A 26,503-nucleotide genomic window follows, 5' to 3' on the forward strand; every position below is an offset into this window, starting at 1 on the left:
AATTAAAGGTTATAAAATGTCAATTATCAAAAGATCTGAGCGAACCGGCCGCGTGGCAATGCCGGAACAGCCGGCTAAAGTCCGCCGGAATAATTTTGACGAGGTTGCTCTCGGGTATACGGCTGCCGAAGCGGTCGCCGAAGCGTCCCGCTGTATCCAATGCCGGGTGCCGCGCTGTGTGGAAGGCTGTCCGGTCAATGTGAACATTCCGCAGTTTATCAAATTCATTGCGGGCGGCAATCCTGAAGGCGCCGCCGAAAAACTGTTTGAAACAAACATGCTGCCCTCCATTTGCGGACGGGTTTGCCCGCAGGAAACCCAATGCGAGGAATTGTGCGTTCTCGGCAAAAAAGGCGAACCGATTGCGATCGGCCGTCTGGAAAGATATGCGGCGGATTCGATGCGTTCCGTCGGCGGCCGCAGCTGCAAAATCGGCGACGGAACGGCAATGCAAACAGGCGAAACCGGCGCCGGATGTACTTGTCCGCCGACCGGAAAGAATGTCGCTGTGATTGGTTCCGGACCGGCCGGTCTCACTGCGGCGGCCGATTTGGCCAAAATGGGACACAAAGTCACCATTTTTGAATCACTCCACTTGCCGGGCGGCGTTTTGACCTACGGCATTCCGAGTTTCAGATTGCCCAAGGACATTGTCAAAGCCGAAATCGATGACGTTCTGGCTCTGGGCGTCGACCTGAAAACAGATTACGTCATCGGCCGGATTAAAACCTTGGACGAGATCGCCGGCGAATTTGACGCCGTCTTTTTGGGAACCGGCGCCGGTTTGCCGAATTTCATGGGTATTGAAGGCGAAAACTTAAACGGTGTTTATTCCGCGAACGAATTTTTGACGCGCGTCAACTTGATGAAAGCGTATCAAGACGGCTCCAACACGATGATTAAAAAAGGCAAACATGTTGTCGTGGTCGGCGGCGGCAACGTTGCGATGGACGCAGCGCGCTCGGCCCTTCGTTTGGGCGCCGACAAAGTGACGGTTGTTTACCGGCGCAGCGACGCGGAACTGCCGGCCCGCCGGGAAGAAATCGAGCACGCGAAGCACGAAGGCATTGACTTCTGTTTGCTGGCTAATCCGACCAAAATTATCGGCGAGTACGGCGACGGAACGCCTCAAAACCGCCGCTTTGACGTGAAAGCTGTCGAATGCATCAGAATGGAACTCGGCGCGCCGGACGCTTCCGGACGCAGAAGCCCGGTACCGGTCAGCGGTTCCGAGTTTGTGATGGACGCCGATGTGGTCATTATTGCAATCGGCACATCGCCGAACCCGCTCATTTACAGAGGCGCGAGCGGTGTGGACCAAACAAAACGCGGGACCGTTGTCGTCAACGACAGACTCCAAACCACCAAAGACAATGTGTTTGCGGGCGGCGACGTCGTGACCGGCGCGGCAACTGTGATTTCCGCCATGGGCGCCGGAAAGAAGGCGGCCAAAGAAATCGATGAATTTTTGAAAAACAAGTAATTATTGAATGAAATTTCATTCAATAATTATTAAACAACAACCAGGGTACAATTTGTACCCTGGTTGAAATATAATTCTGATTGCAAAATTAGAAAAAAATGATTTTTAAAAAATAATTCTAACTAAAATATTTTTGTATCAACCGGGGACAATTTGTCCCCCGATTGAATATGAGATTTTAAGTATCAAACACAAATCTCATTTTTTTAGCTCAATATTTTTCAATTTAACAAACGTCCGAACCCGGTTTTAAATCTTGGTCCGGCATCAAAAGAGACACTTTTCCGTCGCCATCGTCGGCCGCCAGAATCATGCCCTGGGATTGAACGCCGCACAGTTTCGCCGGTTTTAAGTTCATGACGACGCAGACAATTTTGCCGACCAGCTGGTCGATTTCATAGTAGGCGCGGATGCCGGAAACAATCTGGCGCGGGTTTTCTTCGCCGACGTCCACCATGATTTTGTATAATTTGGTGGATTTTTCAATCGTTTCGGCGGAAAGAATCTTTCCGACTTTGATTTGTGTTTTGAAGAAATCGTCGATTGAAATTTCTGCAGGCGCTGCGTTTGCTGTTTCGTCTTTGGAATCCATTTTTTTGCTTCCGTCTTTTTGATTATTTTGATTGGTTTGACCGGACTTGCTGTCCGTTTTGTTTTCTTTCTTCTTTTCGTCCTTGGCGGCCGGTTTTTCTTCCCGTTTGAGTCCGGCTTTTTCAAGCGCGGCGGTCACGCGGTCGTTGGCGATTTGTTCCATTTCGGCAATCTTGTCGTCTTCCAGTTTGTCAAACAAAATGGCAGGCTGAGCGATTTTTGTTTTCGGAACGAGCGGCACAAGCGCTTCTGCGTAGCCGGCGTCGGCGATATTGCCGGAAAATCCGAGCTGCGTCCAAGCCTCCTGCATTTTAATAGGCGTCACCGGTTCGAATAAAACGGCAACGGCCTTGACCAATTGCAGGCAGTTGTAGACGACGTTGCCGCACTTTTCTTTGTCGGTTTTAATCATCGCCCACGGCTCGTTGGATTGGAAATACGTGTTGGCGTAAGAGGCGAGTTCCATCACAGTGTCGGTGTATTTTTTAAATTCATATTCGTCAAGCGCGGCAATGGACGCGGCGGTTGTTTCTCGAATTTTTTCCAAAATATTTGGATCGACCGTTCCGTTCGGGATTTCGCCGAAATTCTTGAACGCGAACAGGAGCGTCCGGTAGAACAAGTTGCCGAGAACGGCCACGAGTTCGGCGTTGATTTTTTCCTGCATCATTTTCCAGGAATAGTTGAGCTCTTTGGTGTGGGATGTGTAGCTGGACAAATAATAACGCAGCAGGTCGGGATGGAATCCGTGTTTTAAGTAATCGTCGCCGACCCAAACCACATAACCGCGGCTTTTGGAGAATTTACGGTCTTCAATTTTAACCATGCCGGACGCGACCACGTCGGTCGGCAGGGAATAGCCGGAGCCTTTGAGCATGGCCGGCCAGAAAATGCAGTGGTGGTAGACAATGTCGCCGCCGATAAAGTGAACGATATCGGAATCCGTGTTGACAGCGGCGCCGGACGTTGCGGACGCGTTTTGCCAGAACCGTTTCCAGGCGTCGGGCTGCCCGGTTTTTTTGGCCCACTCTTCCGTAAAGGCGATGTAGCCGATCGGGGCGTCCACCCAAACGTAGACGACCAAATCTTCTTTTCCCGGGAATCGGACGCCCCAGTCCAGATTTCGGGTGATACACCAGTCTTCCAGACCTTGCGTGACCCAGCCTTTGGCGTAATTGACGGCGTTGTCGGTGCCGCGCAGGGTTTCTAAGTATTCTTTGAGGAAGCCGTCGAATTCCGTCAGTTTAAAGAAATAATGCTCTTGTTTACGGTATTCCGCAGGGTTTTTACAGACCGTGCAGCGGGGCTCGATGAGTTCGCCGGGCTCGAGCGGTTTGCCGCAGCCTTGATCGCATTCGTCGCCGCGGGCGATGGCGGAACAGTGCGGGCAGGTGCCTTCGACGTACCGGTCCGGCAGGAAACGGTCGCAGGATGGGCAGTAAGCGATTTCAATCGTTTTCGGATAAACGTAGCCGTTGTCCATCAATTTTTGAACGATATCTTTTGTCCGGTTGTGGTTTTCGGCGTCGTCGGTTGTCCCGAATGCGTCAAAGCGGACGCCCATTTTGGTGAAGATGTCTAAAAAGTGGTCGTGGTAAATCGTCACGAGTTCTTTGGGCGTCATTTTTTCCTGTTCGGCGTTGACGACGACGGGCGTCCCGTGCGTGTCGGAGCCGCAAATAAAGACGACGTCCCGTCCTTGTTTTCGTTGAGAACGGACATAGATGTCCGCCGGAACATAAGTCCGTAAGTGACCGATGTGCGCCATTCCGTTCGCATACGGAAGACCGCACGTCACAATCATGGGTTTATTTTGCGTCATAAAATCATCCTGAATTTTAATTTTGAAATTGATGAATTGTAATGAGAATGACAAGTGATGTTTTTCTTGAATTATAAAATTTTGCGTGGAAAACAAAAACCGACAATGAAAATGAAGAAAAGTGGGAGGAGATAAAATGGAAATGACACGAAAAGGATGTGGAAATGATGTGAAAATGAAGGGAAATGATGGAAATGATGTGAAAATAAAAACAGATAGGAGCGCGGACGAACCATAAATTTATAACATAAGCCTTCAATTTGAGTGGGTATTTGGAAATATATTAAGTGAGAAGACATATATTTATAAAAATGTTTAAATAAATAATAATCGTTTATAGTGTATTATTTTTGAAGATTCCTTTTCACTTTCTTTCAATATCCGGGAGGATTAATTTGAATCAAGATACCCCTAAAAATGAACCGCACCCGTCAAGGTCCGGTTACCGCCCGTATTACAGTTACGGGTCGGAAATGAAATCAGAAGAGGCGCCTTTGCCGGCTCCCCCTTCGCCGTCAAAACCGGCGGCGCAAACATCCGCATCCACACCGGCACCATCGCCGGCAGCCGTCAGTAAACCGGCAGCAGTCCAGGCCGCATCCGCCAAGCAGCCCGAAAAACAGAGTTGGTGGCGGAAAAACCCGGTTTTGGTCATTTTAATTCTGGTTATCGCCGTCGGATTCTTGGCGGTTATTTACGCCGGAACAGCGTCAACCACCGGCGGATTTTCCGGCAACAAAATCGCGGTCATCAACATTCACGGCACGATGGCGACCGGCGAATTGCCGTACGGCTCCGGTTACGCCGGCTCCGACACCATTTGCGGTTATATCCGCCAGGCAGCCAACGACAAAAGCGTGAAAGCGATCGTTCTTCGAGTCAACAGCCCCGGCGGCAGTCCGGCTTGTGCCCAGGAAATTGTTGAAGAAATCAACCGCGCCCAAGAAATGGGAACGCCTGTCGTCGTTTCGATGGGCGACGTCGCCGCAAGCGCCGCTTATTACGTGGCTGCACAATCCGATTACATTTACGCCGATTCCGGCACCACGACCGGATCGATCGGCGTCATCAACACGCACGTCGATTATTCCGAAGCGTACGCCAAAGAAGGCATCAACGTCGAAGTGATCAAAAGCGGCGAGATGAAAGACATCGGCGCCAGCTGGCGGCCGTACACGACCAAGGAAAAAATCTACATGCAAGGCATCATCGACGAGCAGTATGAGGTTTTCGTCAACGACATCGCTGACGGCCGCAACATGTCGGTCGCCGACGTCAAGAATTTGTCAGACGGCAGACCGTACACCGGTCAAACCGCCATGGAGCTTGGACTTGTAGATGAGCTCGGCAACTTCTACGACGCCGTCGACAAAGCCCAAGAGCTGGCCGGCGTAAGCGGCGCCACGGTTTATTATATGGATTCGTTGTCGCTGTCATCCATTTTGTTCTCTTCGGAAGCGTCCGGCAATTTGTCCACCGCCGAAACGGCCGCGTTCGTTTATGACCGGCTTCTGTCCCCGCAGCGCGAAAACCCGTACCAATTGATGGCTTCAATTTAATTGAAGCCTTTTCTTTTTTTGTTTTGTGGATTTGTTCTTTTTTTGTTTTTTTGGCGGGTGCGCCGTGCGCGCGCGTTATGGCGACACATTTTATTTTTGCGTTTTTGAAACCGGCGGGTCATTTTTATTTTGATGCTATGAAAGCCATCCGAACACATTTTGAAGATATCAAGCAAGCCATCCGAACACATTTTGAAGATGTCAAGCAAGCCATCCCGAAAAATCAAACGCGATAGCGTTTGATTTTCTCGGAATCCGATGAATAAGATAGGATACAGTGACAGCAGATGCAATCGGAACAGTCAACAGCAGGTGCAAATTGGAGCAAGGAAACATCTGTATTGTTGGAAACAGCAGATGCAAATTGAAATCTAAAAACAGTAAATACAATCTGTACCGTAAACAGCTGGTGCGACCTGAATTTTAAATTAGAATGTACCTGCTGATCGGAATCCGCAAAATACAGACGCAAAGCGTCTGATTTTGCGGGTTGGTTTGCATGAAGCAAAATAAAAAAGGAAACGCTGTTTCTTTAAAATGAACAGCAATCACAGGGCTTTGCCGGCCGGATAATGCCGATCACGCCGCAATCGCAGGATTTGACGCATTCCGAACAGTTCATCGGACAAAGCTCCGGATTTGAAATTTTCGGAACAAATGTTCCGTCCGGTTTATTTTCCTCTTGCTTTTGAAAAAGAAGTTGGTGCGGACACGCGGAAATACATTTTCCGCAATGTGCGCACTTTTCAAGTTTAAAGAACGGGAACCAATGGATTGCCATATTATCTTCTGTTTTTGTGATTCGTCTGTTATTTTATTCACTTGTTGGCGACGATCGGCGCCGGCGTTGTGCTGTTGCCGGTTGTGTTGTTGGCGCCATCAATATTGACGGCGTCGGCAATGCTGCGAATCAAGGTGTCGTCCGCGATATTTCCGTCCACAATGATCAAAAGGTTGTCTTGGGGCCAGAAATACATATAACGGAAGTTTCCGGGCGCTAAGATGTATTTGGACACTTTGGTCGCGCGGTTGCCGTTGATATCGACGGTTGACAATCCTTCTTCGGACTGGTATTTGTCAACATACGCTTTTCGGATTTCGTCCGCGCCGACGTTGCCGGCCGTTTCAAACTGGTAAACCGTCACATAAACGTTTCCGCCGTCTTTGTGCTGGTACGTGCCCTGGTAGCCCGGAAGCGTGCGGTTTTTGAAATATTCATCGGCGTCAACCAGTCGAATCGCCATCAAGGAAAAGCCGGCCGGCAATTTGGTGACATTCACCATTTCCGGCGTCACCGTTCTTTGGTTGGCGGGCGCCACCAAAAACAAAAGTCCCGGATTTTTTGAGACTTGCGGATTGTGCGCGTAAACGTATTTTCCGGCGGAAGAATTGGATGAGTTGGCTGACGTTGTGGTTGTAGTTGTGGTTGTGGTTGTGGTTGTGGCTGCGGCGGCCATGACCGGAACGGCCAAAGCGGCGAAAACAGAGAGAACGAGAACGGATAACATGATCCATGAGGTTAATTTTCGAGAGGAGAAACGCATAAATTCACCACATCCACATGCTTTTGTTTGAATAAAAATATTTCCGAAGCATAAAAATACAGAATCAAAGAGAAAAGGTCAGGCTTTAGGGGATTTATAATAAAACAACGCTGTAACGCGCGCGGACGGCGCGCAGAATAAAAAACAAAATGAAAACAAAAGATGACAGAAAACAAAGAAAACAAGAATCAAAAAACAAAGAAAAGAAAAACGAAAAAAGAATATGAAAAGAAAGAAAAAAGAGAACAAAAGCAGATGCTTTTGTTTTCAATCAATTTATTCTTCAACCAAAATGCCGTTGATAACGCCATCTTGTCCCGGGCGGCTTGTGATTTTGACAAGTCCTTTGTCGGTTTTCAGGATGGTGCCTTTGGTCATGATGTTTCTTCTGATGTAGTGTTTGTTGGCCGGGTTTCCGGTCACGTTTTGTGCGGTTGCGCGGACGGTTTTGCCGGTTTTTTTGTCGGTCACGTTCACGAATTGCTCGCTGAGTAATCTGACTTTTCTGTTGCCGCCACGGGTGGAGACATTTTTGCTCTTGCTCGGACCGATGCGGGTTTCTGCGGGTTCGCGGCCGATTTCAAACTTTCTTTTGCTTCTGCCGGCAATTTTTTTACCGCCGGTATAAGTTCTTTTAGATGCACCTTGCCATCTCATGATAAATCCTCTTGACAGTGTTTTAATAATGTATAGACGTATCTTATGTGATTTTGTTTCATTTAATAAGCCGTTAAACGAAACGATCAAACATGGCTTCTTGTGAGAGTTCTGAAGAACCATGCGATGAGAGTAATGAATAATGTGAATCGAGAACCGATAAAAGATCAAATTCTTTGATTCGCCGTTATAGACATACCACTACGAATAAAACCATATATGAACCTTGCGATGAAAAGCCGAAAGAGAACAGAAACAGACTTCTGAAAAAAGAACAAACTTTCAAAAAAAAAAGAACAAAAAAAAGAAAAACGAACAAAAAAAAACGAACAAAAATGAAGAAAATTGAAAAAAAATTGAAGAAAATTTTCATCAATTAATGAAAAAAGAAAGTTGAGTTTACCCGAGACGGGTAATTCTCATCATCGCTCGAACCGGAACGCCTTCGATTTCTTCAAAACCGACTTTGTCCACGAGAACGGCGACGGCAATCGGCCGGCCGCCGGCGGCGCGCAGCTGCGCAATCACGTCGGTGACGGTGTTGCCGGTGGTGATGACATCGTCGACGATGATACAGTTCTTGCCGCGGATGTCGGAGAAGTTGCGGGAGAACGTTCCTTTGGCGCCGCCCAATTCGTCTTTTTGGATTTTGCCTTTCTTGGAATAATAAACGGAAAACTCGGATTCCATTTCATTGGCCATAAAGCTGGCAACCGGAACGCCGCTGGAGGAAACGCCGATCACAACGTCGATGTATTCCTTTTGGTTGGCGGCTTCAATCATGACCATGTCGCACAAAATTTGAGCCGTGCAGCGGAGACGGGTTGCGTTTTGACCGAGATTGCTCCAGTTGACGGACACGTCTTTGGGAATAATTCCGTCGGCCGCCGGTTTTTTGTTGGTCAAGAGCCAAACGACGGTTTCGGTGGAAATGTTTAACTCGTCCGCGATTTGACCGGTTGTCATGCCGCTCTTTTGCAATTCGTCCGCTTTTTGAGATAATGCTTCGATATTTTTCATTTTGCCCTCTCCGGGGTTTTATAAAATAAAAATAAAATGATGATATTCCAATGAGTTCAACATTTATGTATTTATTCTTCATCAGACCATTTGTTTTCGAACGTCGGTCCGCACCGGATTCATTTTATTCTTTTTTATTCATCATCAAATTCCGTATCATATTCCTCAAATTCAAGCGTCGACGCGAAAAGAGAGGCAGAACCGGAAAGAGAATTGGGATTAGACCCGGTCGATTTGGAATTTTGCGGTTTCTTTTTCAGCTTCTTTTTCATCCGCTTTTTCAGCGGCGAGCCGCAAACCGGACAGTCGTCGCCGTCTTTGAAATATTTAAAACAGCCGGTACATTGCTTTTGCCAAATGATGTTATCTTTGATGATGCGCTGCGCCACCGGCAAAACCGTGATGTCAAGCCGGACGGCAATGTTTTGAACCGCAAAATCGTCTGTGATAAGAACAGCTTTATCTTTGTATTCCAAAGCCTTCGCCAAGACTTCCAGATCGGTCCGGGATAATTCATTGATGTCACGCGTCCATTCCGCATGCTTTTTAATTTCATCCAGAAAAGATTTGTCGACCGCCTCGATCCGAAGCCCTTCGGCTTTGGCGATATCGAACCTCAAAAGAGCGTCTTCGCTTTTGATTTCGGATTCGACGCTCGGAATGGAAATCATATTGGAATACGGAATATTGCAATTCCCCATAATGAAAACGGCCGAATCGGCGACGTAAAACGGCGCCGATTCAGCCGGAAGTTGATGTTCCGTCATTTTATTCCAAATATTCAATGTCCATGTGGCCCATTTTTTTGACCAGGCTTTTGGAGATCATGCCGTTTTCCATCCAAACGGTGTTCATGACCAGCGTCGGCACAAAACAGGTCGGGGTCAATGTGCAAGCTTTTCTTTTTTCTTCCAGCGTTTTGTTTTGAATATCCATGATGTCTTCCATCGGGATGACGAAATCCGTCCCCCACTTTTGGATTTTCGGACAAGTCGTTTCAATGACGACATGTGTTTCCATGCCGTTGATTTCAGCTGTGACGACGTTTGTGTGTCCGCAAATGGTTGCCATTTTTAATGTCGACATATTTTCACCTTGAATTTGTCAATTGTAACTTTGTTGTATAATCCGTATTTTATTTGTATACTGTAATTTATAATCTATTTACCAACCACACAGTTATTGGAATTTAAACCATAAATTTCTTGTCAATATTCTTAAACTCGATTTTGTCGTTTTCATTTTCATTTCTCAAGGCTTCCAGATTCTTCTTTTCCCCCCGGAGAATTGACAGGTTTTTCGCAAATTCGAGATCTTCTTCATCGGGCTCGACGGGTTCAGATTCAGCATCGAGTTCGGATTCAGATTCAGAAACGACAGGTTCCGGCGCGGTTTTTTCGACATAAAATTTATCTTCAACGACTGATTTCTCTCCGATGACCGGCATTTCTTCGGCATCCAATGGTTTTTCAACCGCCCGTTCCATTTTTTCCCGGAGTTCTTGGTCTTCGCGTTTTATTTTTTCGTTCCGCTCCAAAAGCCATTTCTCATGCGCCTGATTTCGCGCTTCATCTTCCTTTTTCGTTTGAACGCGTTCTTTGAGTTCCAAGTCTTCCAATTGGTTTTTCTTTTCCCGGTCGGACAGCCACATCTCGTAGGATTGCGCGCGCTTCTTCGCCGCCGTCTTCTTTTGAAGGTCAGCATCATTTTGCCGGATTTTTAAATCGCGCTCCGCCATCCATTTCTCATACCGAACCTCCATCTTTGCTTTCTTTTGCTTCTCGGCAACGGACTTTTTGAGATCAGCGTCGCACTTTTGATTGACAAGTTCCCGTTCAGCCAACCAAGCGTCATGTTTTGCCGCCAGTTTTGCTTTCTTTTGTTTGTCGGCAACGGATTTTTTGAGTTCGGCATCGCATCTTTGATTTTCAAGTTCCCGCTCTGCCAGCCATTTCTCATATTTTTCCGCCTGCGCTGCTTTCTTTTGCTTGTCGCAAACGGATTTTTTCAGATCGGCGTCGCACTTTTGATTTTTCAGTTCCCGTTCGGCCAGCCAATTGCTGTACTTTTCTGCCAACACCGCTTTCTTTTGTTTTTCCGATACGGATTTTCTGAGTTCAGCGTCACATTTTTGATTGACAAGTTCCCGCTCCGCCAACCAGATTCCGTATTTTTCAGCGTTTCGGGCATTTCGCTCGGCAATCTTTTCATTTTTCTGCCGGTCGCAGACAGACCGTTTCATTTCAGCGTCGGCTGCGGCGTTTCTTTGCTCACGTTCCGCCATCCATTTGTTGTATTTTTCAACTTGTGCGGCTTTCTTCTGTTTTTCCAAAACAGACTTTTTCAGCTCAGCGTCGCACTTTTGATTTTTCAAGTCGCGTTCTGTCAGCCATTTTTCATACTTTTCAGCCTGCACGGCGTTCTTTTGTTTTTCCAAAACAGATTTTTTGAGTTCAGCGTCGCACTTTTGATTTTTCAAATCGCGTTCTGCCAACCATTTCTCATACTTTTCAGCCTGGGCCGCTTTTTTCTGTTTTTCGCAGACGCATTTTTTGAGTTCAGCGTCTTCTTTTTGAATTCTGACTTCCCGCTCAAAAACCCAGAATTCATAAGCCATCGCGCGCTTCTTTGCGGCGGTTTTTTGTGTTAAATCGTCATTTTCCCGTTGGATTTTGGCATTGCGCTCAGCCATCCATTTATCATATTTTTCAGCTTGCGCGGATTTCTTTTGTTTTTCACAAACAGATTTTTTCAGCTCAGCGTCACACTTTTGGATATTCAGTTGCCGTTGCGCCAACCATTCGTCATAACGCGCCGCCCGAACTTTTGCGTCTTCTGCCTTTCTTTTTTCTTCGGCCGCTTTTAATTCTTCCGCGTAAATTCTTTCGGCCGCCTCTCGGGCTTTGATTTCTTCCGCAATTCGTTGTTGTTCGGCAATTTTTCTTTCTTCGGCAAGCTTGCGGTCTTCCTCAGCTTTTCTTTTTTCCTCCGCCAAGCGTTTCTCTTCTGCCGCCCGCTTCTCTTCAAAGATTCGTTTATCCTCAGCCGCTTTCTTTTCCTCAGCGATCCGGTTCTCTTCGGCTTTTTTCTCTGCCGCCGCTTTTTCTTCAGAATCGGCGTCCGTCTTTTCATCTCTTACAAAAGGATCTGGCCAAGCTCTTTTATCGGTTTTGTCCGATTTTTTGCCGTCTCGTTTGGCGGATTCGGCAATCGCTTGTTGAATGCGGCTTCGCCATTCGGTATCGTTTGCATAATTGTCTTCAACCGGCGCTTTGACATCGGTGTAGGCGCCTTTGGGGCGCTGCGGTTCGTCGGCGCCCGGCCATGCTTTGGGAGAAAATGTTCGGCCGGTCTCTTTGGAATCGTCGCGGGAAATCACAAAAAAGCGCTCGAGATTCTTGGGCGGCTCCGGCTGGTCGTTGTGGCGTTCCGAGTCTTTGTCCTCGGGTTTTTTGGCGGAAAAAATCTTTGAAATTGACATATGAGAAAATACTTTTAGGGAAATATAAAAGTTGCTGATAAAAAGACTGAAAAAAAGGCGGAGTATCGTTATTTTAATATTTTAGAACGAATAAAAATCAGCAAATCGGACAAAATGATTAAAAATAAAATCAATCCCGGTTTTTTGTGTTTTAACAAAAATGTGTCGCCATAACGCGCGCGTGGCGCCCGCTGAAAATAAAAAAAGAAAAAGAGAAGAAGAAAATAGAAAAAGAAAAAGAAAAGAAATAATCAAAATAATAAACAGATCAGTAAATTATTTTGAGTTAAATTAAATATTTTTCAATTTGTCGGCAATAATCGGCGCGACACTGACAGCGCTTTGGATTTTTTCAAGCGTGTCCGTTGCGATAATATCTTTGACGCCGGCGTTCGCCAGTCTTAAAACAGCGTTTCTGGTCAAAACCGGGTGAACGCACGCCACATAAATGTCCCGGGCGCCGTTGGACCGCAGCAATTTCACCGATTCGGCCATCGTGCCGCCGGTGGCGATCATGTCGTCCATCAAAATAATGTCGCGGCCGGCGATATCCATTTTTTTGTCTTGGATCACAACAGTGTCGCCGGACAGACGTGTTTTGTCAAAGACGTCGCATTCAAGAGCCAGACCTTGCGCCATGGTGCGCACCATTTGTTCAACGCCTTTGTCCGGCGCCACCAAAAGCGGGCGGGCCAGATTTAATTCCGACAAATATTTGCCGATGAGCGGGGACACGTCCAAATCTTCCGCCGGACACGTAAAGTGTTCAAGCGTGTATTTTTTGTGAAGATTGATAGTCCAAACCGAGTCGACGCCCTGAATGGTTCTGGCCATTGCCCGGGCGCTAACCGCTTCGCCGGCTTTGAAAATTTGATCCTGGCGCGCGTATCCGAAATACGGAATGACGACGCGGATGGATTTTGCCGCGGCGCAGGCGTCGATCAATTGAAGGAGCGCAATCAAATCGGAGTCGGTCGTTGTGCTTTGGATGAGAACGACATCCTCGCCCGCAACGTCGTCCAGAATTTTAATATAATGCTCATTGTCCGGGAAACGTTCAAAATTCGTAACGGTCGGAAGGATATTCAGTTGAGCCGCAACGCGGCAGGCAAGGGTTTGAGAGGACGGACCACCGATTATTTTCAATGTAAAACCTCGTGAATTGACTCATAGATTGTTAAGATGGACATGATTAAGAACAAAATTTGAAGATATTATTTTGAAGATATTTTAAAAATAAATTGTTGAGATATTTTGAAGATAAATAGTTTATTTTTTAAAAATAACAGTCTAAAAACGGTATACTGAACCAACCCATTTCATAAAAACCTTTTCTTACAAAACGGATGGTTCAGAGAACCGGATAAAAACGGATGAAATTTCATCCCCAAATTCTTGTCATTCAACTTTTTGCAGCCGACTTTATTTTTGTCATTCGGTTTTTTGCGGCCGGCTTTCTTTTTGTTTTGAACGGTGCATTAAGTTTTCAAAAATATACATCATGCCCATGCTGAACAATATAACGATCACACAGTACAGGATTTGCCCCTGCCAATAACCGAGTCCTTCGAAATAATTCGAGAACAGCAAAACGAAAAACCAATGAAACAGGTAAATGTACAGACTCAGTTTGCCCAAATAAAATGCAAGAGACGTCCAACGCGTATTCAGAAGCTTTGATATGGGCGTATTGCCGCTAAAGTTTAAAACCACCAAAGCGGCCAACAGAAAGATCCAAAACAACATGTCCGGACTTTCAATATAATTTCGGAACAAGACCACACACGGCAAAGCCAAATAACACAATATTTCAAGGATGGAAGCCGTCGTGACCGCCTTTTTGCTCCAGCTGTTTTCTTTGAGTTTGATGTAAACCGCAAAACAAATACATCCCAAACTCAGCCCCGCAAAACCCCTCAGCACGCCGCTCATGACGCAAACCATCACTTCGTTGCCGACATCCATTGTTCCAAAGTTCTGCATTATATAACAGTAAATCAAAAGGACGGAAAGGGGAGAGATGACGTTCACGTAAGGCTTTTGATAATAAACGGCGAGATAATAAACGGGGATCATGGCGATAATCATGGCCGATAAATACCAGGCGGAACCCACCAAGTAATCGCTGTTAAAGGATGGATCCGGCGTGAAACCGGCCAGCTGCAGCAATAATGCTTCCCATTTAAAATGAAAGAGCCGTTCAAGAACCGCATCTATGCCGGCCGGCGCCATGACGACGGCCGTTAATATAAAAACCATCACAAAAGCCAGCAGGTAAGGCAGGTAGAACCCTTTGATTTTGTGAAGCACGAATTGGTATGTTTCCGTGAGGGAATCGCCCAAAGAAAGCAGTTTTTTCCGGGGTTTAACAGCGTCTTTCATAAGCAAGAAACCGCTTAAAAGGAAGAAAAAGTCCACCACGATGGCGAAATGGGTAAAATACCGATGCCCGCCGAAATATAATCCTTCAAAGTGAAACATCACCACAACCATGGCGCATATAATCCGGAGCCATTCGACACTTGCTGTTTTTTTAACAGATACTATTTCAGACATCGTTTTACCCAATTCATTTTACTTTTAATGTTATGATATGATATTTGGTTTAATCAGTAAATTTCAATCTCAAATTCAATATGAAAGGAGAAATTCAATCTCAAACTCAATATGAAAGGAGAAAATTAAAAATAAATATTCCATATCAGCCTATGGGATTACTTAATTTTTTTCATAATTTCCATCAGTTTAAATTTTCGTTCATCATCCGCCTCAGAATGAACTTTTTTGGAAACGGCATCTTCCGAATTGGGAACACCATCTTCAATTTCAGAATCCGAACGAGTTTCGTTACTTTCGAGTTCAGCCTTCACCTTCGGGTTTATTTTTCCGGCTCGCTTCGGGTCGTACAAACAAAACACATGGACAATTTCACCAACGACGTCCGTTGCCAGCAATGAATTTCCGAATTTTTCAAACGCTGCGTCGCCGGCGCACCCGCAAACAAAAGCCCCGCATCCGGCCGATTCGAACGCGCCGTTTTTTGAGAAAAAGCCGCCGACAATTCCCGACAGCACGTCGCCGGTCCCGCCGACCGACATGCCCGGGTTTCCGGTGGCATTTTTCCGAAACAGTTTGCCGTTTGCAATTAGGTCTCCCGGCCCTTTTAAAAGAATGGTGGCGCCGAGTTTTGAACAAACTTTCGAGATCGTTTCCGAGGAATCAGCATCAGCATCAGAAACAGCACCCGCGTCCGTTTCCGGTTTGATTTTCAAAAACGATAAGATTCTCGCGAATTCACCGTGATGGGGCGTTAAAATAACTTCCGTTTCATTTTTGGATTTCTGCGTCAGCTTTTGGACTGCAGCCAACGTGTCCGGCTGCAATGCGTCCGCGTCCAGCACAATTTTCCGGCAAAGCGGCAACAACTTTGCAATTGCTGCAACTGTTTTCGGATCGGTACCGATTCCGGGACCGAACACAACGGAATCGTGCGCCAAAATCAGATCTGTCAGCTGCGGCACATCGTCTTCACAGACAACATTTCCCGACAATTTTTTGACAATCAAGTTTGGAGAAAACGACGCAACAGCTTCATAAGCAGCCGCCGGAACGGCAACCGTCACAATGTCGGCGCCCGTTCTCAGCGCCGCCATTCCCGACAGCGCCGGCGCGCCCGTGTAAGGACCGCCGCCGATGATCAACACTTTTCCGCTGTCGCCTTTATGGCTTTTTGCGTTTCGGGAATACAGATTTCCCAAATCACCCGGTCCGAAATAATCTTCGGCCGGCGATGGAATGCCGATCGGTTGGATGACGACTTCTCCGGAAAACAGAGCGGACTCGACCGTTTCCAAAAACGTTTTCATTTTGTGAAACGTGACGGTGGTATCGGCAACCACGATTGTTTTTTCGTCCGAATCGTTGAGGCCGGCAACCGGATCCAGACCGGACGGAATGTCGACCGACAAAACGAAAAGAGCCGGATTTTCCGCTTTGAGCAAATTGATGCGTTCGATCGCCTTTTTCTCGAGTCCTTTGACAGTTCCCGAAAATCCGGTTCCGAAAATGCCGTCAACAATAACGGCCGGCAAACTGTTCAATTCTGCGGATGTCGCTGCCATCTCGGATGCCATCGTTTCAAAGAAAGCGTCCAATTCTGATTCCGATTTTATTTCAAACAATGAAACGTATTTTTCTTTTTGAAGAATCGCATAGTTCTGAGCCGACTCTTCGGTTTTGATGCCGGATTTTTCCCCTAATAAAATGACGGTTGACGGGATTTTGTTTCCGGCGAGGTGGCGGGCGGCGACAAACGTATCTCCGCCGTTGTTGCCGAGGCCGGCAAAAAATAAAACCCGGCTTTTGCCGGAAAGAAGAACGGATTCGGCGTTTGAATCTGAATTTAAGTTTGAGCCTGATTTTGACTTCGATTTTGATTTTTTTGAACCGGAAGCGCGCAAGTGATCGGCAATAACGGCAGATACGGCCGCGCCGGCGTTTTCCATTAACTGCACCGGACTCATGCCCCAAAAGGCGGCGTTTTTGTCGACGGCTTTCATATCGGATGCGGTGATCACTTCTGGCAACATTCTCGGACTCCTTGCGAATCATCAAAAATATATTTGAATCATAAATGGCATGTCTATGTATTTGAACTGTTTTTTCGAAATAATAAATTTTGGGACACAACGCCAATCTATCGGAAAGATAAGTTGAAAAATATCCGAAAAATATCCGATTCCGCAAAATAATGCCGACGGAATAAATGGATTTAAATAGAAGACGGCAAAATTTAGGTATCACATTTATTGAATTTGATTTATATAAAATAAGTCTGATTGACAATAATATTATAGATTTAGGTTTTAATTTTAGGTTTTAAATTTAGGTGAATTATTTTAATGATTCATAGACAGGAAAGGTGAGTTACAATGGCTCAAGCTCCGAAAAACGTTGACAGTGTTAAAAAATCGAAGCCGGATTATTTGATATTGGGCGGCGGGATCATTGGTTTTGCGGTCGCGAAAGACTTGCGGAAAAATGACAAAGAAATTATGATTATCGATTTGGATAAAGCCCGCGTTGAAACGCTCCGCCAGGAAGGGTTTAACGCTCTTTTGTACGACATTTCCGATCCGGAACTTGTCAACGTGATTGATTTTAAAAATTTGATTTGTATTGCGGCGCTCAGTTCCAACGACAACGCCAACGCAAAAGCGATTGCCAACTTTAAGCCGCTTGTCCCCGATAACGTCCGCGTGGTCGCGCGCGCGTCCGACGGCCTCAAACGGGAAGAGATGATTGCGGCCGGCGCTCATTATGTGTTCGTTCCGCCCAAAATCGTCTCAGGAACCATCACCGAATATTTGGACATGATGGAAACAAAACACACGGGCAACCGTTTGGCGTCCTGGCTTGAAGAACACCGCGGCATGAAACTGGGTATCGTGATGCATGACAACCCTGATCCGGACGCGATTTCCAGCAGTTACGCGCTCATGGAAATTACCAAAAAGTTTGACATCAGCGCCGAAATTCTTTACGACGGCAAAGTCGGCCACCACGAAAATAAAGCGTTTATCAATCTTCTCGATATTCAAATGATCAAAATTTCCGGTCCGGAAAGTTTTGACAAATACGACAAACTCGCCATGATCGACTGTTCGATTCCGGGCGTGAACAATTCCGTTCCGATCAACAAAAGTATCGGGATCATCATTGACCACCACCCTCACGGCGAAACGGAGCCGAATGCCGAATTTATGGACATCCGGACAAATGTCGGTTCATCGGCAACGATTTTAACCAAATATCTCCAGCAGATGGACATCACCGTTTCCAAAGAGCTTGCCGCTGCGCTTCTTTACGGCATCCGCACCGACACGAACGATTTCCGGCGCAACACGACGTCGGCCGATTTTGCCGCCGCGTCGTTCCTGCACCCGTTGTCCGACCACGATCTTTTGACGCAAGTCGAAACGCCGTCCACGTCGGTTGAAACCTTAGACGTTTTGGGTGAAGCGATTCGCAACCGTGAAGTCGTCAGCACCTGTCTTTTATCCAACGTCGGCACCATCCGCAACCGCGACGCACTGCCGCAAGCGGCAGACTATTTGCTCACGATGGAAGGCATTTCGACGACCGTTATTTTCGGAATTATGGACGACAGCATTTACGTGTCGGCCAGAAACGATGACATCCGCGTCCATTTGGGCGACGTGATGCGCCAGGCGTTCGGCGAAAACGCAGGCGGTCACCCGACAGCGGCCGGCGCAAAGATTTCGCTGGGCGTTTTCAGTTCCGCCAAGGACAAACACACGCTTCAAAAGCTTGTGGAAGAATCCGTTGTCAAACGGTTCCTGACGGCGATGGGTCTTGAAAGCGAAGACGATGATGAGTAAAAATATTTATTCATCATTTTATTAATTTCATGTTCTCACTTTACTTTCACATCGCTTGCTTTACTTTTATTATCCGTTTTTGAGATTTATTATTCATTTATTTATCAATTCATTTCAATATTCTATTCATTTCAATATTCTATTTTCAGGTTGATATGGCTGAAGGAACTTGCGTCAACTGTAAGGGAAAAGGTCTTTGCGGCCGGCCGTTCTGTCCGATTTTGGAGCGTTTTAAGAGCAACACGAAAGTGGCCAAATCGATGGGCAACACGACCAGCGTTTTCGGGCCGTCCCCGCCATCTGTTTTTGTCGGCAGTTACAACTATCCGAGTTTGTCGACCGGCCCGCTGATTCCGCCGTCTTTGGATTTGCCGGAGCTGGAAATCAGCGAAGCGTCCGCCGTTTTGCGGGAAAAAGTTCAGAAAAATCCGGGCCTGTTGGAAGACTCACGAGAATGGCATGACCTGCGGATGCAGGACGTGATTGCGATGCGGACCGCTTTGGTGCGCGCGAACACGACGTTTAAGCCGTCCGATGCCAAAACAGACAACCCGCTCTTGATGAAAGCACAAGAATTGGCGCTGTCCAAGCGCCCGATTGACACGGAAGCGTGGTTTAAAAAGCCGGTTGTCGCGGATTTAAAATTTGACAGCATGATGATGCCGATGGGGCCGTCGGGACAAGTCAAAGATTTCCAAATCACGGAAAACCCGAAAGTGCCCAACGCCGTCGACCGCCTCGTCTACGACACGGACGCGCTGTCCAAAGATGCGATTTTGGAGCTTTACGCAAGCAACGTTTCCCACGAACAAATCACACGCCTCATGTCGATCGGCCTTCTCGGCCGCGACCGGCGCCTCGTTCCGACGCGCTGGTCGATCACCGCCGTTGACGATATGTCCGGCAAAGATTTGATTCAGCGAATCAAGGATTATCCGCACGTTCGTGAAATCACTCTCCTGTCGGGCGAAATTTTCGGCAACCGCTTTGAGATCATGCTGCTTCCCGGCAGCTTTTCATTTGAAATCCTGGAAATTTGGATGTCGCAATCGGTTTGGAACGGCGGCAGCACGTACATTGCACAGGACCATGAGGACTTTTACGGCAAGAAAGAGTATTCGAACTTGACCGGCGGCTATTATGCGGCACGGCTGGCCATCCTCGAATATTTGGATTCCATTAAGCGTCAAGCGTTTATTTTTGCCGTTCGGGAAATCAATCAGAATTATTGGGCGCCGCTGGGCGTCTGGGTGGTCCGGGAAGCCGCCCGCGTTGCCGTTCAAAACAAAGTTGTTTTTGAAACAAAGGAAGACGCGCTCGCCGACATGGAAAAACGAATTTTGACGCCCAGAGTTCAATGGGAAGCGGCGACGAAACTTTTGCATAATCGGGCTGTTCAGATGCGGCTGGATTCTTTTTGAGTTCGGTTGGATTCTTTTTCTTTTTTTGGCAGGCAGCGGGCGCGCGCGTTATGGCGATGCTTTTTTGTTTTGAGTTTGAACGAAAAGCAGAAGCTATTTTCTATTTTTGTTCCGTGCAAACCACCCCGCTTAAACAGACGCCTTTGGCGTCTGTTTAAGCGGATATCGCAGGATGGGAAGGTACAATCAGTCGCAACAAATGCAAAACTGAGCAAGGATGCAACTGTATTGTTGGAACATGTTGCTGAAAAACGGAACAAGAAAAGACTGTATTGTTAAGAAACAGAAGGTGCAAAACGGAACAAGAAAAAACTGTATTGTTAGAAACAAAAGATGCAAACTGAAATCTAAAAACAGTCACCTGTTGATGCAAACTGAAATTTAAAAACAGTCACCTGTTGATGCAAACTGAAATTTAAAAACAGTCACCTGTAGGTGCAAACTGAAATCTAAAAACAGAAACACGAACGGAAAGTAAAAAGAAAAAAGTGAAAAGATTAATTTTCATTAATCCTTAATTTGATCCGCGGAAAAACCGCGCTGCATGAGCACTTCTTTCATGCGTCCGATATGATTGCCTTGAAGTTCAATGGTGCTCTCGCGGATTGTTCCGCCGCACGCGAATTTCGATTTAAGGTACGTTGCAAGGTCATGAACGTCAATTTCGCTCGGGTCAAGACCTTCTACGATGGTGACTTCTTTACCATATCTTCTCCGATTCACCTTCACGGTAATGCGTTGCTGCTCTTTTGCAACTTCTTCACAAATACACAATTCTTCGGGCAAACCGCAAACCGGACACATTCCTGCACTCATTTCTCAGTAAATCCTCCCTCTTTCGGGTATGTTTTAACGATGACTTTGTCAATTAATAAATTTGTTGTTTTAAATTTTTTATATTTTAAGCATTACATTCGGAATTATAATCATCAATAATTCCGATATAATCATTCGCCAATTTGATATTAAAGTTTAATGGTGTTTCTTTTTCTTTTCCCTTCCCTACTCCCCATTTTTTCCATTCTCTTTTCAGATTATTCATATTACCGAAGCCCAAAAAAATAAAGCATGACAGGAAACAAAATCACGCCCATCAAATTTGATTTTTTAACTTTCAATACGATCGGCAAAAATCCGATCAATGTCGCCGCCATAAATACAACCGCCCCGTAAAATCCGGTGAACAAAACCACCAAAACCGACAACAAAACGATCACTGCGGCAGACGCCTTTTTGTAATCAATTTTTCTCAAAACATCGGTCGCCGCGTTTCCGGCCCGAATTGTTGAAAAGTAAGATAAAAAGCCGGCAATAATGATTGTGATGTAAAACAAAAAGAAAAGCTCCAAATTGCCGGCCTCAAACACTTTTTCATTCATCGAAATCCCCGCGGCGTTTAAGATTTGACTCATCGAAACGACGGCGCCGCTGCGCGTCTTTCCGATGATGAAGAACGCCAAAAGCCCGAAGATGGCATTGGCGGTGTTGATGGCGGAAATGGTGACAATAAATTCCTTGGCGTTGTTTTCATCTTCTTCTTTGGCGTCAATGTATGCGTTTTTTTCAAAAAATCCAAGATCTTGAGAGACCGTTTCTGCTTCAGTTTTTGTTTCAATTTCAGTTTCCAATTCAGTTTCCGATTCTGTTTTCAGTTCAGTTTCCCACTCTGTTTCAATTTCAGTTTCCCACTCTGTTTCAATTTCAGTTTCAGCTTGCAGTTCTGTTTCAATTTCGGTGTCTGGTTCCAACATTATTTCCAAATCTGTTTCCAATTCAGTCTCTTCATTTCTATTTCCGTTGCCGATAAAAAATCCGGACAAAATAGCAGCAACGGAAGACGAAACACCGGGAATCCAAGCCACCAGCGCGCCGGTGACCGTTCCGCTCAAAACGCTTTTGACGAACTTGTTTTGCGGAAACGTTTCAACGGATTTTTTCGTCTCGGGAATCGCCGATTCCGTCAAAAAACTGACAATCATTTGCGAGGCGCCGAAAAGCCCGGACAAAAGCGGCATCAGGACGGAGGCGCCGGAATTTGATAAGATGGAAAGCGGAGACGCCATCATGTCCATATCTTCAAAATGAAAGGCGATGACGCCGAGAAAGCCGGCCGCCAAAAAGACAAAAATCGCTGCAATCCTTTTTTGAAATCCGTTTTCGGAAAAAATCATCAAAGCCGTTACGAGAAGCAAAACAAACCCCATATACGGCTGTAGATGCGGATAAGCGATGTAAAAGAAAAACGTAATCGGAATCATCACAATGAGCGACGACAAGACCGCGCCCGCACTTCCCATCGCCGACAAACGGACGGCCGCCGGTCCTTTGCCGTCAAGCAAAAGACGGTGGCCGGGCAAAACGAGAAGCGCCGTATCTTCCCCGGGCGCGCCTAAAAAGATCGCGGGAATGATGTTGTGAAACGTGTGCGAGACGGCACACGACAAAATGATGACGCAAACCGCAATCGGCGACAAGCCGAAAACATAAAGAACGGGCGCCGCGCTTGCCAGAAGAATGGCAAAATTGTTGGTATGAATTCCGGGAACCAATCCCGAAAAAAATCCGAAAATCCAGCCGAAGATCATGCACAACAAAAGGCCGAATATCGGAGAGAAAGAGGAAAACAAATCGGGAAAGGCTCCGGAAATCATAATCCAAAAAAACGGCGCACGAATATAAACCATCGGAAAATTTTAAAATCAAAAAGTTTAAATGTGAAAAAGGCGCTCAAATTCAAAAATCAAAATCGTTCAACCAAGCCGATTAAAATAAAAATCGGTTGAATGAAAATCAACCATTTTAATATTTTCAATTTCCAATTTCTAATTATTCCAACATTCCAATTTCCAACAGATGAGATCGAACATGACCATCAAATGTAAAAAATGCAGCACACCGTCCATCATTTATCAGCCGTATTCCGGGCTTCACCTTTGTGAAAAGCATTTTTATGAAGATTTGGAACGCAAAGCCAAACTGACGCTCCGGCAGCGCTATCCGATTAAAAAGAACGACGTGATTGCGGTCGCGCTCAGCGGCGGCAAAGACAGTTCGGTCGCTCTCTTGTTGATGCACAAAATTTTCGGCAACCGACCGGACATTCGGATCGTCGCAATTACGATCGACGAAGGCATCGCCGGCTACCGCGACGAATCCATCGCGCGCGCCAAAGAGTTGACCGAGCGCCTCGGCGTCGAACATATTGTCAAATCCTTCCGCGACGAATACGGCAAAACGATGGACGACATCACGTCGGAAAAAAAGCTTCTGGAAAACCATTTCGGCGACGATAAAAAAGAACTCGGCGCCTGCAGCTATTGCGGCGTTCTCCGGAAAAAGATTCTCAACGTCGTCGCCCGCGACATCGGCGCGACCAAACTCGTCATCGGCCACAATTTGGACGACGAAGCGCAAACCGTCATGCTCAACCACTTCCGCGGCGACGTCGAACGAATGGTCCGTTTCTCAGCCGCCAGCGAACTCGACGGATTTATTGTCCGTGTGAAACCGCTGCGCAAAGTTCCGGAAAAAGAAATCGCGCTTTACGCTTACCTGCACGATTTGCCGATGGAACTCACCTCTTGTCCACACTCTTTTGGCGCGCTTCGAAAAGAAGTCCGCCGCATGCTCAACGGTTTTGAAGTCAACCATCCGGGAACCAAATATTCGCTTGTGCGCGGTTTTGACAACATGGTACCGCTTTTAGCGGCCGGACTTGAAGTTTCCGACATCCGAAATTGTGAAATTTGCGGGGAGCCGTGCAACGATTCGATTTGCCAAGCCTGTAAAATGCTTGAGAAGAGTATTTAAAAAATCGGGTACGGTTTTTGCCAAATCGTCAAAAATGAGTGCCATAACGCGCGCGGCGGCATCGGCAAAAAAGAAAAATAAAGAAAACTAATTAAAGGACAAAAATGTAAAGATACGCCAGCAGCAAGATGATCACAATCAGCAGAATGTGCTGAAACTTCACAAAATCAATCAGATGGTAATACTGCTCAATCTCCATTTTGTCTCACATTTCAATTTTTGGTTCTAATAATCATTTAATTCAATTTTTCAACTTCAACGTGTTCATTTTATTTATATTTACCATTTTTTCGACGTTGACTTTCGACGTTGACAATTCATCCCGAATCATTACATTTAATTAATTGAATTCACTTTTATCCATTCATTTAGGTCAATTTAAATATAAATTTTAGACTGATTTAATCTTTATTTGAGTGTTATTTTTAATTTTAACCGTATAACGTATCAGGTGACATTATGTCTTTAAAAAACCTCAGAACGCATTTCGTTTCCGAAATTAACCCGGCGACAGACGACGGAAAAACAGTCGTCCTTTCCGGCTGGGTTCATGAAATCCGCGACCTTGGCGGCATTTGTTTCATCGTTTTGCGCGACCGCTCCGGCCGTGCTCAAATCACGATGGTGAAGAAAAAAACCGACGCGCAGCTTTTGGACGACGCCAAACGCCAATCCCGCGAATCGGTGATTTCCGTCGTCGGAACCGTCAAAGCCGAAGCCAAAGCGCCCAACGGCTATGAAATCATTCCGACAACCATCACACTCATCAATGAAGCCGCGTCTCCGCTCCCGATGGACACGACCGGAAAAGTCGACGCCGAACTTGACACGCGCCTTGACAACCGTTTCATTGACCTGCGCCGCGAAGAATCCACCGCGGTCTTCCTCATCCGCAGCCAAGTGCAAAAATCCATCCGCGAATTTTTGTATGAAAACAAATTCATGGAAACCTGCACCCCGAAAATCGTGGCGGCCGCAACGGAAGGCGGAACCGACCTTTTCCCGATCAGCTATTTTGACCGTGAAGCGTTCCTCAACCAAAGCCCGCAGCTCTTCAAACAAATGTTGATGTCCTCCGGATTTGACCGCGTTTTTGAAATCGGACCGATTTTCCGCGCGGAAGAACACGACACAAGAAAGCACCTCAACGAGGCGACCTCAATCGATATCGAAATGAGCTTTGCCGACCACGAAGACGTCATGGAAATTTTGGAAGAAATGATTGTCCGGGTTTACACGGATGTCGCCGAAAAATGCGCCAAGAGCCTTGAAGTTTTGGGCGTCGACCTCAAAATCCCGGCATTGCCGTTTAAAAAATACGAATACGAAGAAGTCCTCGACATCATCAACAACGAAATTCCGGAAATCGAAACCAAAATGGTCTTTGGCGACGACATCGGCACGCAAGCCGAACATCTTTTCGGCGAATACGTCTTCAACAAAACCGGCGAATCCCACTACTTCATCACCGCCTGGCCGACCAAAACCAAACCGTTTTACGCGATGCCCAATGCCGAGCGCCCGGAAATCTCCAACAGTTTCGACATGATGCACCGCACCATGGAACTCTCCTCCGGCGCCCAGCGCGCGCACCTCTATGATGTGCTCTGCGACCAAATCCGCGCCAAAGGACTCAACGTCGACAGCTTTGAATTCTACCTCAAGCCGTTCCAATTCGGTATGCCGCCGCACGGCGGATTCGGCGTCGGCTGCGAGCGCTTGGTCATGACCATGCTCGAACTCGACAACGTTCGTGAAGCTGTATTGTTCCCGCGGGACAGAAGAAGACTTTCCCCGTAAGCAAAAAGGAATCATAAAACAGAAAAGAAAAGGCAGAATCATGTCGGACAGAAATCAAGCTCAGGAATCGCCGGAAAAGAAATCCGCCGGCATTTATGCGGCGTCGCTGGTCAAAAACGGCGACAAAGTCGGTCTCGGAACCGGCTCGACCGTCGCATACACCATTAAAGAACTCGGCCGCCGCATTCGGGAAGAAAACCTCAATATTGTCAGCGTCGTGACGTCGTTCCAATCGGAAGCGATCGCCATTGAAGCCGGCGTGCCGCTCTCAACGCTCGCGCAAACGCCCGAGCTGACGATTGCGATTGACGGCGCAGACCAATTTGACAAAGATTTGATCGCGATCAAAGGCGGCGGCGCCGCGCACACGCGTGAAAAAATCGTGTCGATGTCGGCGAAACGCTTTGTGATTGTGTCCGACCCGAAAAAGAAAGCGGACGTTTTGTCTGTGGCGGTGCCGGTCGAAGTCATGCCGTTTGGAAAAGAAATTGCCGTCAAAGGCCTCAAAGCGCTCGGCGGAAAGCCTGTCGTGCGCGCCGCGGCCAAAAAAGACGGCCCGGTCATTACCGACAACGGCAACTTTGTGATCGACTGCGATTTCGGTGAAATTAAAAATCCGAAAGAATTGGCGGCAAAGATTTCACAAATTCCGGGCGTCGTCGAACACGGTCTTTTTATGAACGTCGATGAAGTCGTCATCGGAAAAAGTGATGGCAGCATTGAAATTTTGAAAACCTGCATTCAACGGAGAAGTGCATAATTCCGAAAAATAGAAGTGGGTGTTTATCTTCCTATTTTTGCCCAAAGGAAGTAACACCCGTGAACCAAACCATCTCCGAGTATAAAAAATATAGTCATCTCACATTGAATGAACGCATTCGAATTGAAACCTTTTCAAGACTTGGTGTCAGCCA

20 protein-coding genes are annotated in these 26,503 nt (G+C 46.6%); 7 read left to right on the plus strand and 13 right to left on the minus strand.

What is annotated here, in order from left to right:
* Nucleotides 1–16: 16 nt before the first annotated feature.
* Nucleotides 17–1,483, plus strand: coding sequence for an NADPH-dependent glutamate synthase (gene gltA / locus MsAg5_RS02360; protein ID WP_338099012.1), 1,467 nt, complete (start codon nucleotides 17–19; stop codon nucleotides 1,481–1,483).
* A gap of 226 nt (nucleotides 1,484–1,709) precedes the next feature.
* On the opposite strand, the gene metG is transcribed toward gltA, so the two are convergent.
* Entirely contained in the window at nucleotides 1,710–3,896 is a 2,187-nt protein-coding gene (gene metG, locus MsAg5_RS02365; RefSeq protein WP_338099013.1) for a methionine--tRNA ligase, read from the minus strand.
* A 395-nt stretch (nucleotides 3,897–4,291) separates the two neighbouring features.
* Here metG and sppA point away from each other — a divergent pair, with 395 nt between their 5' ends.
* Complete coding sequence (gene sppA, locus MsAg5_RS02370) at nucleotides 4,292–5,455, plus strand: signal peptide peptidase SppA (RefSeq protein WP_338099014.1); 1,164 nt, start codon at nucleotides 4,292–4,294, stop codon at nucleotides 5,453–5,455.
* Nucleotides 5,456–5,987: 532 nt separating this feature from the next.
* Here sppA and MsAg5_RS02375 read toward each other — a convergent pair.
* The 10 genes from MsAg5_RS02375 to MsAg5_RS02420 all read right to left on the minus strand — a co-directional run bounded on the left by MsAg5_RS02375 (nucleotide 5,988) and on the right by MsAg5_RS02420 (nucleotide 16,746).
* The gene (locus tag MsAg5_RS02375; protein ID WP_338099016.1) at nucleotides 5,988–6,236 is read right to left on the minus strand and encodes a 4Fe-4S dicluster domain-containing protein; all 249 of its coding nucleotides are present in this window, start codon (nucleotides 6,234–6,236) and stop codon (nucleotides 5,988–5,990) included.
* A 37-nt stretch (nucleotides 6,237–6,273) separates the two neighbouring features.
* Nucleotides 6,274–6,963, minus strand: a complete 690-nt coding sequence (locus MsAg5_RS02380) for a hypothetical protein (protein ID WP_338099017.1) — start codon at nucleotides 6,961–6,963, stop codon at nucleotides 6,274–6,276.
* Between the two features lie 312 nt (nucleotides 6,964–7,275).
* On the minus strand, nucleotides 7,276–7,656 hold the full coding sequence (locus MsAg5_RS02385; RefSeq protein ID WP_338099018.1) for a 30S ribosomal protein S8e: 381 nt from the start codon (nucleotides 7,654–7,656) through the stop codon (nucleotides 7,276–7,278).
* 399 nt (nucleotides 7,657–8,055) lie between these two features.
* Nucleotides 8,056–8,676, minus strand: a complete 621-nt coding sequence (locus MsAg5_RS02390) for an orotate phosphoribosyltransferase-like protein (RefSeq protein ID WP_338099019.1) — start codon at nucleotides 8,674–8,676, stop codon at nucleotides 8,056–8,058.
* A gap of 134 nt (nucleotides 8,677–8,810) precedes the next feature.
* On the minus strand, nucleotides 8,811–9,443 hold the full coding sequence (locus MsAg5_RS02395; protein WP_338099020.1) for an NOB1 family endonuclease: 633 nt from the start codon (nucleotides 9,441–9,443) through the stop codon (nucleotides 8,811–8,813).
* A 1-nt stretch (nucleotide 9,444) separates the two neighbouring features.
* Nucleotides 9,445–9,762: a DUF6951 family protein gene (locus MsAg5_RS02400; protein ID WP_338099021.1), complete on the minus strand. Its 318-nt coding sequence runs from the start codon at nucleotides 9,760–9,762 to the stop codon at nucleotides 9,445–9,447.
* 103 nt (nucleotides 9,763–9,865) lie between these two features.
* The gene (locus MsAg5_RS02405) at nucleotides 9,866–12,157 is read right to left on the minus strand and encodes a hypothetical protein (protein ID WP_338099022.1); all 2,292 of its coding nucleotides are present in this window, start codon (nucleotides 12,155–12,157) and stop codon (nucleotides 9,866–9,868) included.
* A 291-nt stretch (nucleotides 12,158–12,448) separates the two neighbouring features.
* Complete coding sequence (locus MsAg5_RS02410) at nucleotides 12,449–13,303, minus strand: ribose-phosphate diphosphokinase (RefSeq protein ID WP_338099023.1); 855 nt, start codon at nucleotides 13,301–13,303, stop codon at nucleotides 12,449–12,451.
* A 285-nt stretch (nucleotides 13,304–13,588) separates the two neighbouring features.
* Nucleotides 13,589–14,713 (minus strand): acyltransferase family protein, encoded by a 1,125-nt coding sequence (locus MsAg5_RS02415; RefSeq protein ID WP_338099024.1) that lies wholly within the window; start codon nucleotides 14,711–14,713, stop codon nucleotides 13,589–13,591.
* A 158-nt stretch (nucleotides 14,714–14,871) separates the two neighbouring features.
* The gene (locus MsAg5_RS02420; RefSeq protein WP_338099025.1) at nucleotides 14,872–16,746 is read right to left on the minus strand and encodes an NAD(P)H-hydrate dehydratase; all 1,875 of its coding nucleotides are present in this window, start codon (nucleotides 16,744–16,746) and stop codon (nucleotides 14,872–14,874) included.
* A gap of 342 nt (nucleotides 16,747–17,088) precedes the next feature.
* Here MsAg5_RS02420 and MsAg5_RS02425 point away from each other — a divergent pair, with 342 nt between their 5' ends.
* Nucleotides 17,089–18,558, plus strand: coding sequence for a DHH family phosphoesterase (locus tag MsAg5_RS02425; protein ID WP_338099026.1), 1,470 nt, complete (start codon nucleotides 17,089–17,091; stop codon nucleotides 18,556–18,558).
* A gap of 155 nt (nucleotides 18,559–18,713) precedes the next feature.
* Entirely contained in the window at nucleotides 18,714–19,979 is a 1,266-nt protein-coding gene (locus MsAg5_RS02430; RefSeq protein WP_338099027.1) for an Nre family DNA repair protein, read from the plus strand.
* 507 nt (nucleotides 19,980–20,486) lie between these two features.
* Here MsAg5_RS02430 and yciH read toward each other — a convergent pair.
* Complete coding sequence (gene yciH / locus MsAg5_RS02435; protein ID WP_338099028.1) at nucleotides 20,487–20,795, minus strand: stress response translation initiation inhibitor YciH; 309 nt, start codon at nucleotides 20,793–20,795, stop codon at nucleotides 20,487–20,489.
* A gap of 227 nt (nucleotides 20,796–21,022) precedes the next feature.
* Nucleotides 21,023–22,663, minus strand: a complete 1,641-nt coding sequence (locus MsAg5_RS02440; protein ID WP_338099029.1) for a tripartite tricarboxylate transporter permease — start codon at nucleotides 22,661–22,663, stop codon at nucleotides 21,023–21,025.
* Nucleotides 22,664–22,844: 181 nt separating this feature from the next.
* Here MsAg5_RS02440 and MsAg5_RS02445 point away from each other — a divergent pair, with 181 nt between their 5' ends.
* The 3 genes from MsAg5_RS02445 to rpiA all read left to right on the plus strand — a co-directional run bounded on the left by MsAg5_RS02445 (nucleotide 22,845) and on the right by rpiA (nucleotide 26,349).
* Complete coding sequence (locus MsAg5_RS02445; RefSeq protein WP_338099030.1) at nucleotides 22,845–23,789, plus strand: TIGR00269 family protein; 945 nt, start codon at nucleotides 22,845–22,847, stop codon at nucleotides 23,787–23,789.
* A gap of 459 nt (nucleotides 23,790–24,248) precedes the next feature.
* Nucleotides 24,249–25,589, plus strand: a complete 1,341-nt coding sequence (gene aspS / locus MsAg5_RS02450; RefSeq protein WP_338099031.1) for an aspartate--tRNA(Asn) ligase — start codon at nucleotides 24,249–24,251, stop codon at nucleotides 25,587–25,589.
* 40 nt (nucleotides 25,590–25,629) lie between these two features.
* The gene (gene rpiA, locus MsAg5_RS02455) at nucleotides 25,630–26,349 is read left to right on the plus strand and encodes a ribose-5-phosphate isomerase RpiA (protein ID WP_338099032.1); all 720 of its coding nucleotides are present in this window, start codon (nucleotides 25,630–25,632) and stop codon (nucleotides 26,347–26,349) included.
* Nucleotides 26,350–26,503: the final 154 nt, after the last annotated feature.

Source organism: Methanolapillus africanus (genome assembly GCF_032714475.1).
GTDB classification, from domain to species: Archaea; Halobacteriota; Methanosarcinia; order Methanosarcinales; family Methanosarcinaceae; genus Methanolapillus; species Methanolapillus africanus.

Excerpts from the sequence above, each read along its gene's own strand:
- MsAg5_RS02400 (WP_338099021.1), bottom strand. The coding sequence starts at position 9,762 with ATGTCGACATTAAAAATGGCAACCATTTGCGGACACACAAACGTCGTC.
- metG (WP_338099013.1), bottom strand. The coding sequence starts at position 3,896 with ATGACGCAAAATAAACCCATGATTGTGACGTGCGGTCTTCCGTATGCG.
- MsAg5_RS02380 (WP_338099017.1), bottom strand. The coding sequence starts at position 6,963 with ATGTTATCCGTTCTCGTTCTCTCTGTTTTCGCCGCTTTGGCCGTTCCG.
- MsAg5_RS02415 (WP_338099024.1), bottom strand. The coding sequence starts at position 14,713 with ATGTCTGAAATAGTATCTGTTAAAAAAACAGCAAGTGTCGAATGGCTC.
- MsAg5_RS02390 (WP_338099019.1), bottom strand. The coding sequence starts at position 8,676 with ATGAAAAATATCGAAGCATTATCTCAAAAAGCGGACGAATTGCAAAAG.
- gltA (WP_338099012.1), top strand. The coding sequence starts at position 17 with ATGTCAATTATCAAAAGATCTGAGCGAACCGGCCGCGTGGCAATGCCG.
- MsAg5_RS02440 (WP_338099029.1), bottom strand. The coding sequence starts at position 22,663 with ATGGTTTATATTCGTGCGCCGTTTTTTTGGATTATGATTTCCGGAGCC.
- yciH (WP_338099028.1), bottom strand. The coding sequence starts at position 20,795 with ATGAGTGCAGGAATGTGTCCGGTTTGCGGTTTGCCCGAAGAATTGTGT.
- MsAg5_RS02375 (WP_338099016.1), bottom strand. The coding sequence starts at position 6,236 with ATGGCAATCCATTGGTTCCCGTTCTTTAAACTTGAAAAGTGCGCACAT.
- MsAg5_RS02405 (WP_338099022.1), bottom strand. The coding sequence starts at position 12,157 with ATGTCAATTTCAAAGATTTTTTCCGCCAAAAAACCCGAGGACAAAGAC.
- MsAg5_RS02395 (WP_338099020.1), bottom strand. The coding sequence starts at position 9,443 with ATGACGGAACATCAACTTCCGGCTGAATCGGCGCCGTTTTACGTCGCC.
- rpiA (WP_338099032.1), top strand. The coding sequence starts at position 25,630 with ATGTCGGACAGAAATCAAGCTCAGGAATCGCCGGAAAAGAAATCCGCC.
- MsAg5_RS02385 (WP_338099018.1), bottom strand. The coding sequence starts at position 7,656 with ATGAGATGGCAAGGTGCATCTAAAAGAACTTATACCGGCGGTAAAAAA.
- MsAg5_RS02425 (WP_338099026.1), top strand. The coding sequence starts at position 17,089 with ATGGCTCAAGCTCCGAAAAACGTTGACAGTGTTAAAAAATCGAAGCCG.
- MsAg5_RS02445 (WP_338099030.1), top strand. The coding sequence starts at position 22,845 with ATGACCATCAAATGTAAAAAATGCAGCACACCGTCCATCATTTATCAG.
- MsAg5_RS02420 (WP_338099025.1), bottom strand. The coding sequence starts at position 16,746 with ATGTTGCCAGAAGTGATCACCGCATCCGATATGAAAGCCGTCGACAAA.
- aspS (WP_338099031.1), top strand. The coding sequence starts at position 24,249 with ATGTCTTTAAAAAACCTCAGAACGCATTTCGTTTCCGAAATTAACCCG.
- MsAg5_RS02430 (WP_338099027.1), top strand. The coding sequence starts at position 18,714 with ATGGCTGAAGGAACTTGCGTCAACTGTAAGGGAAAAGGTCTTTGCGGC.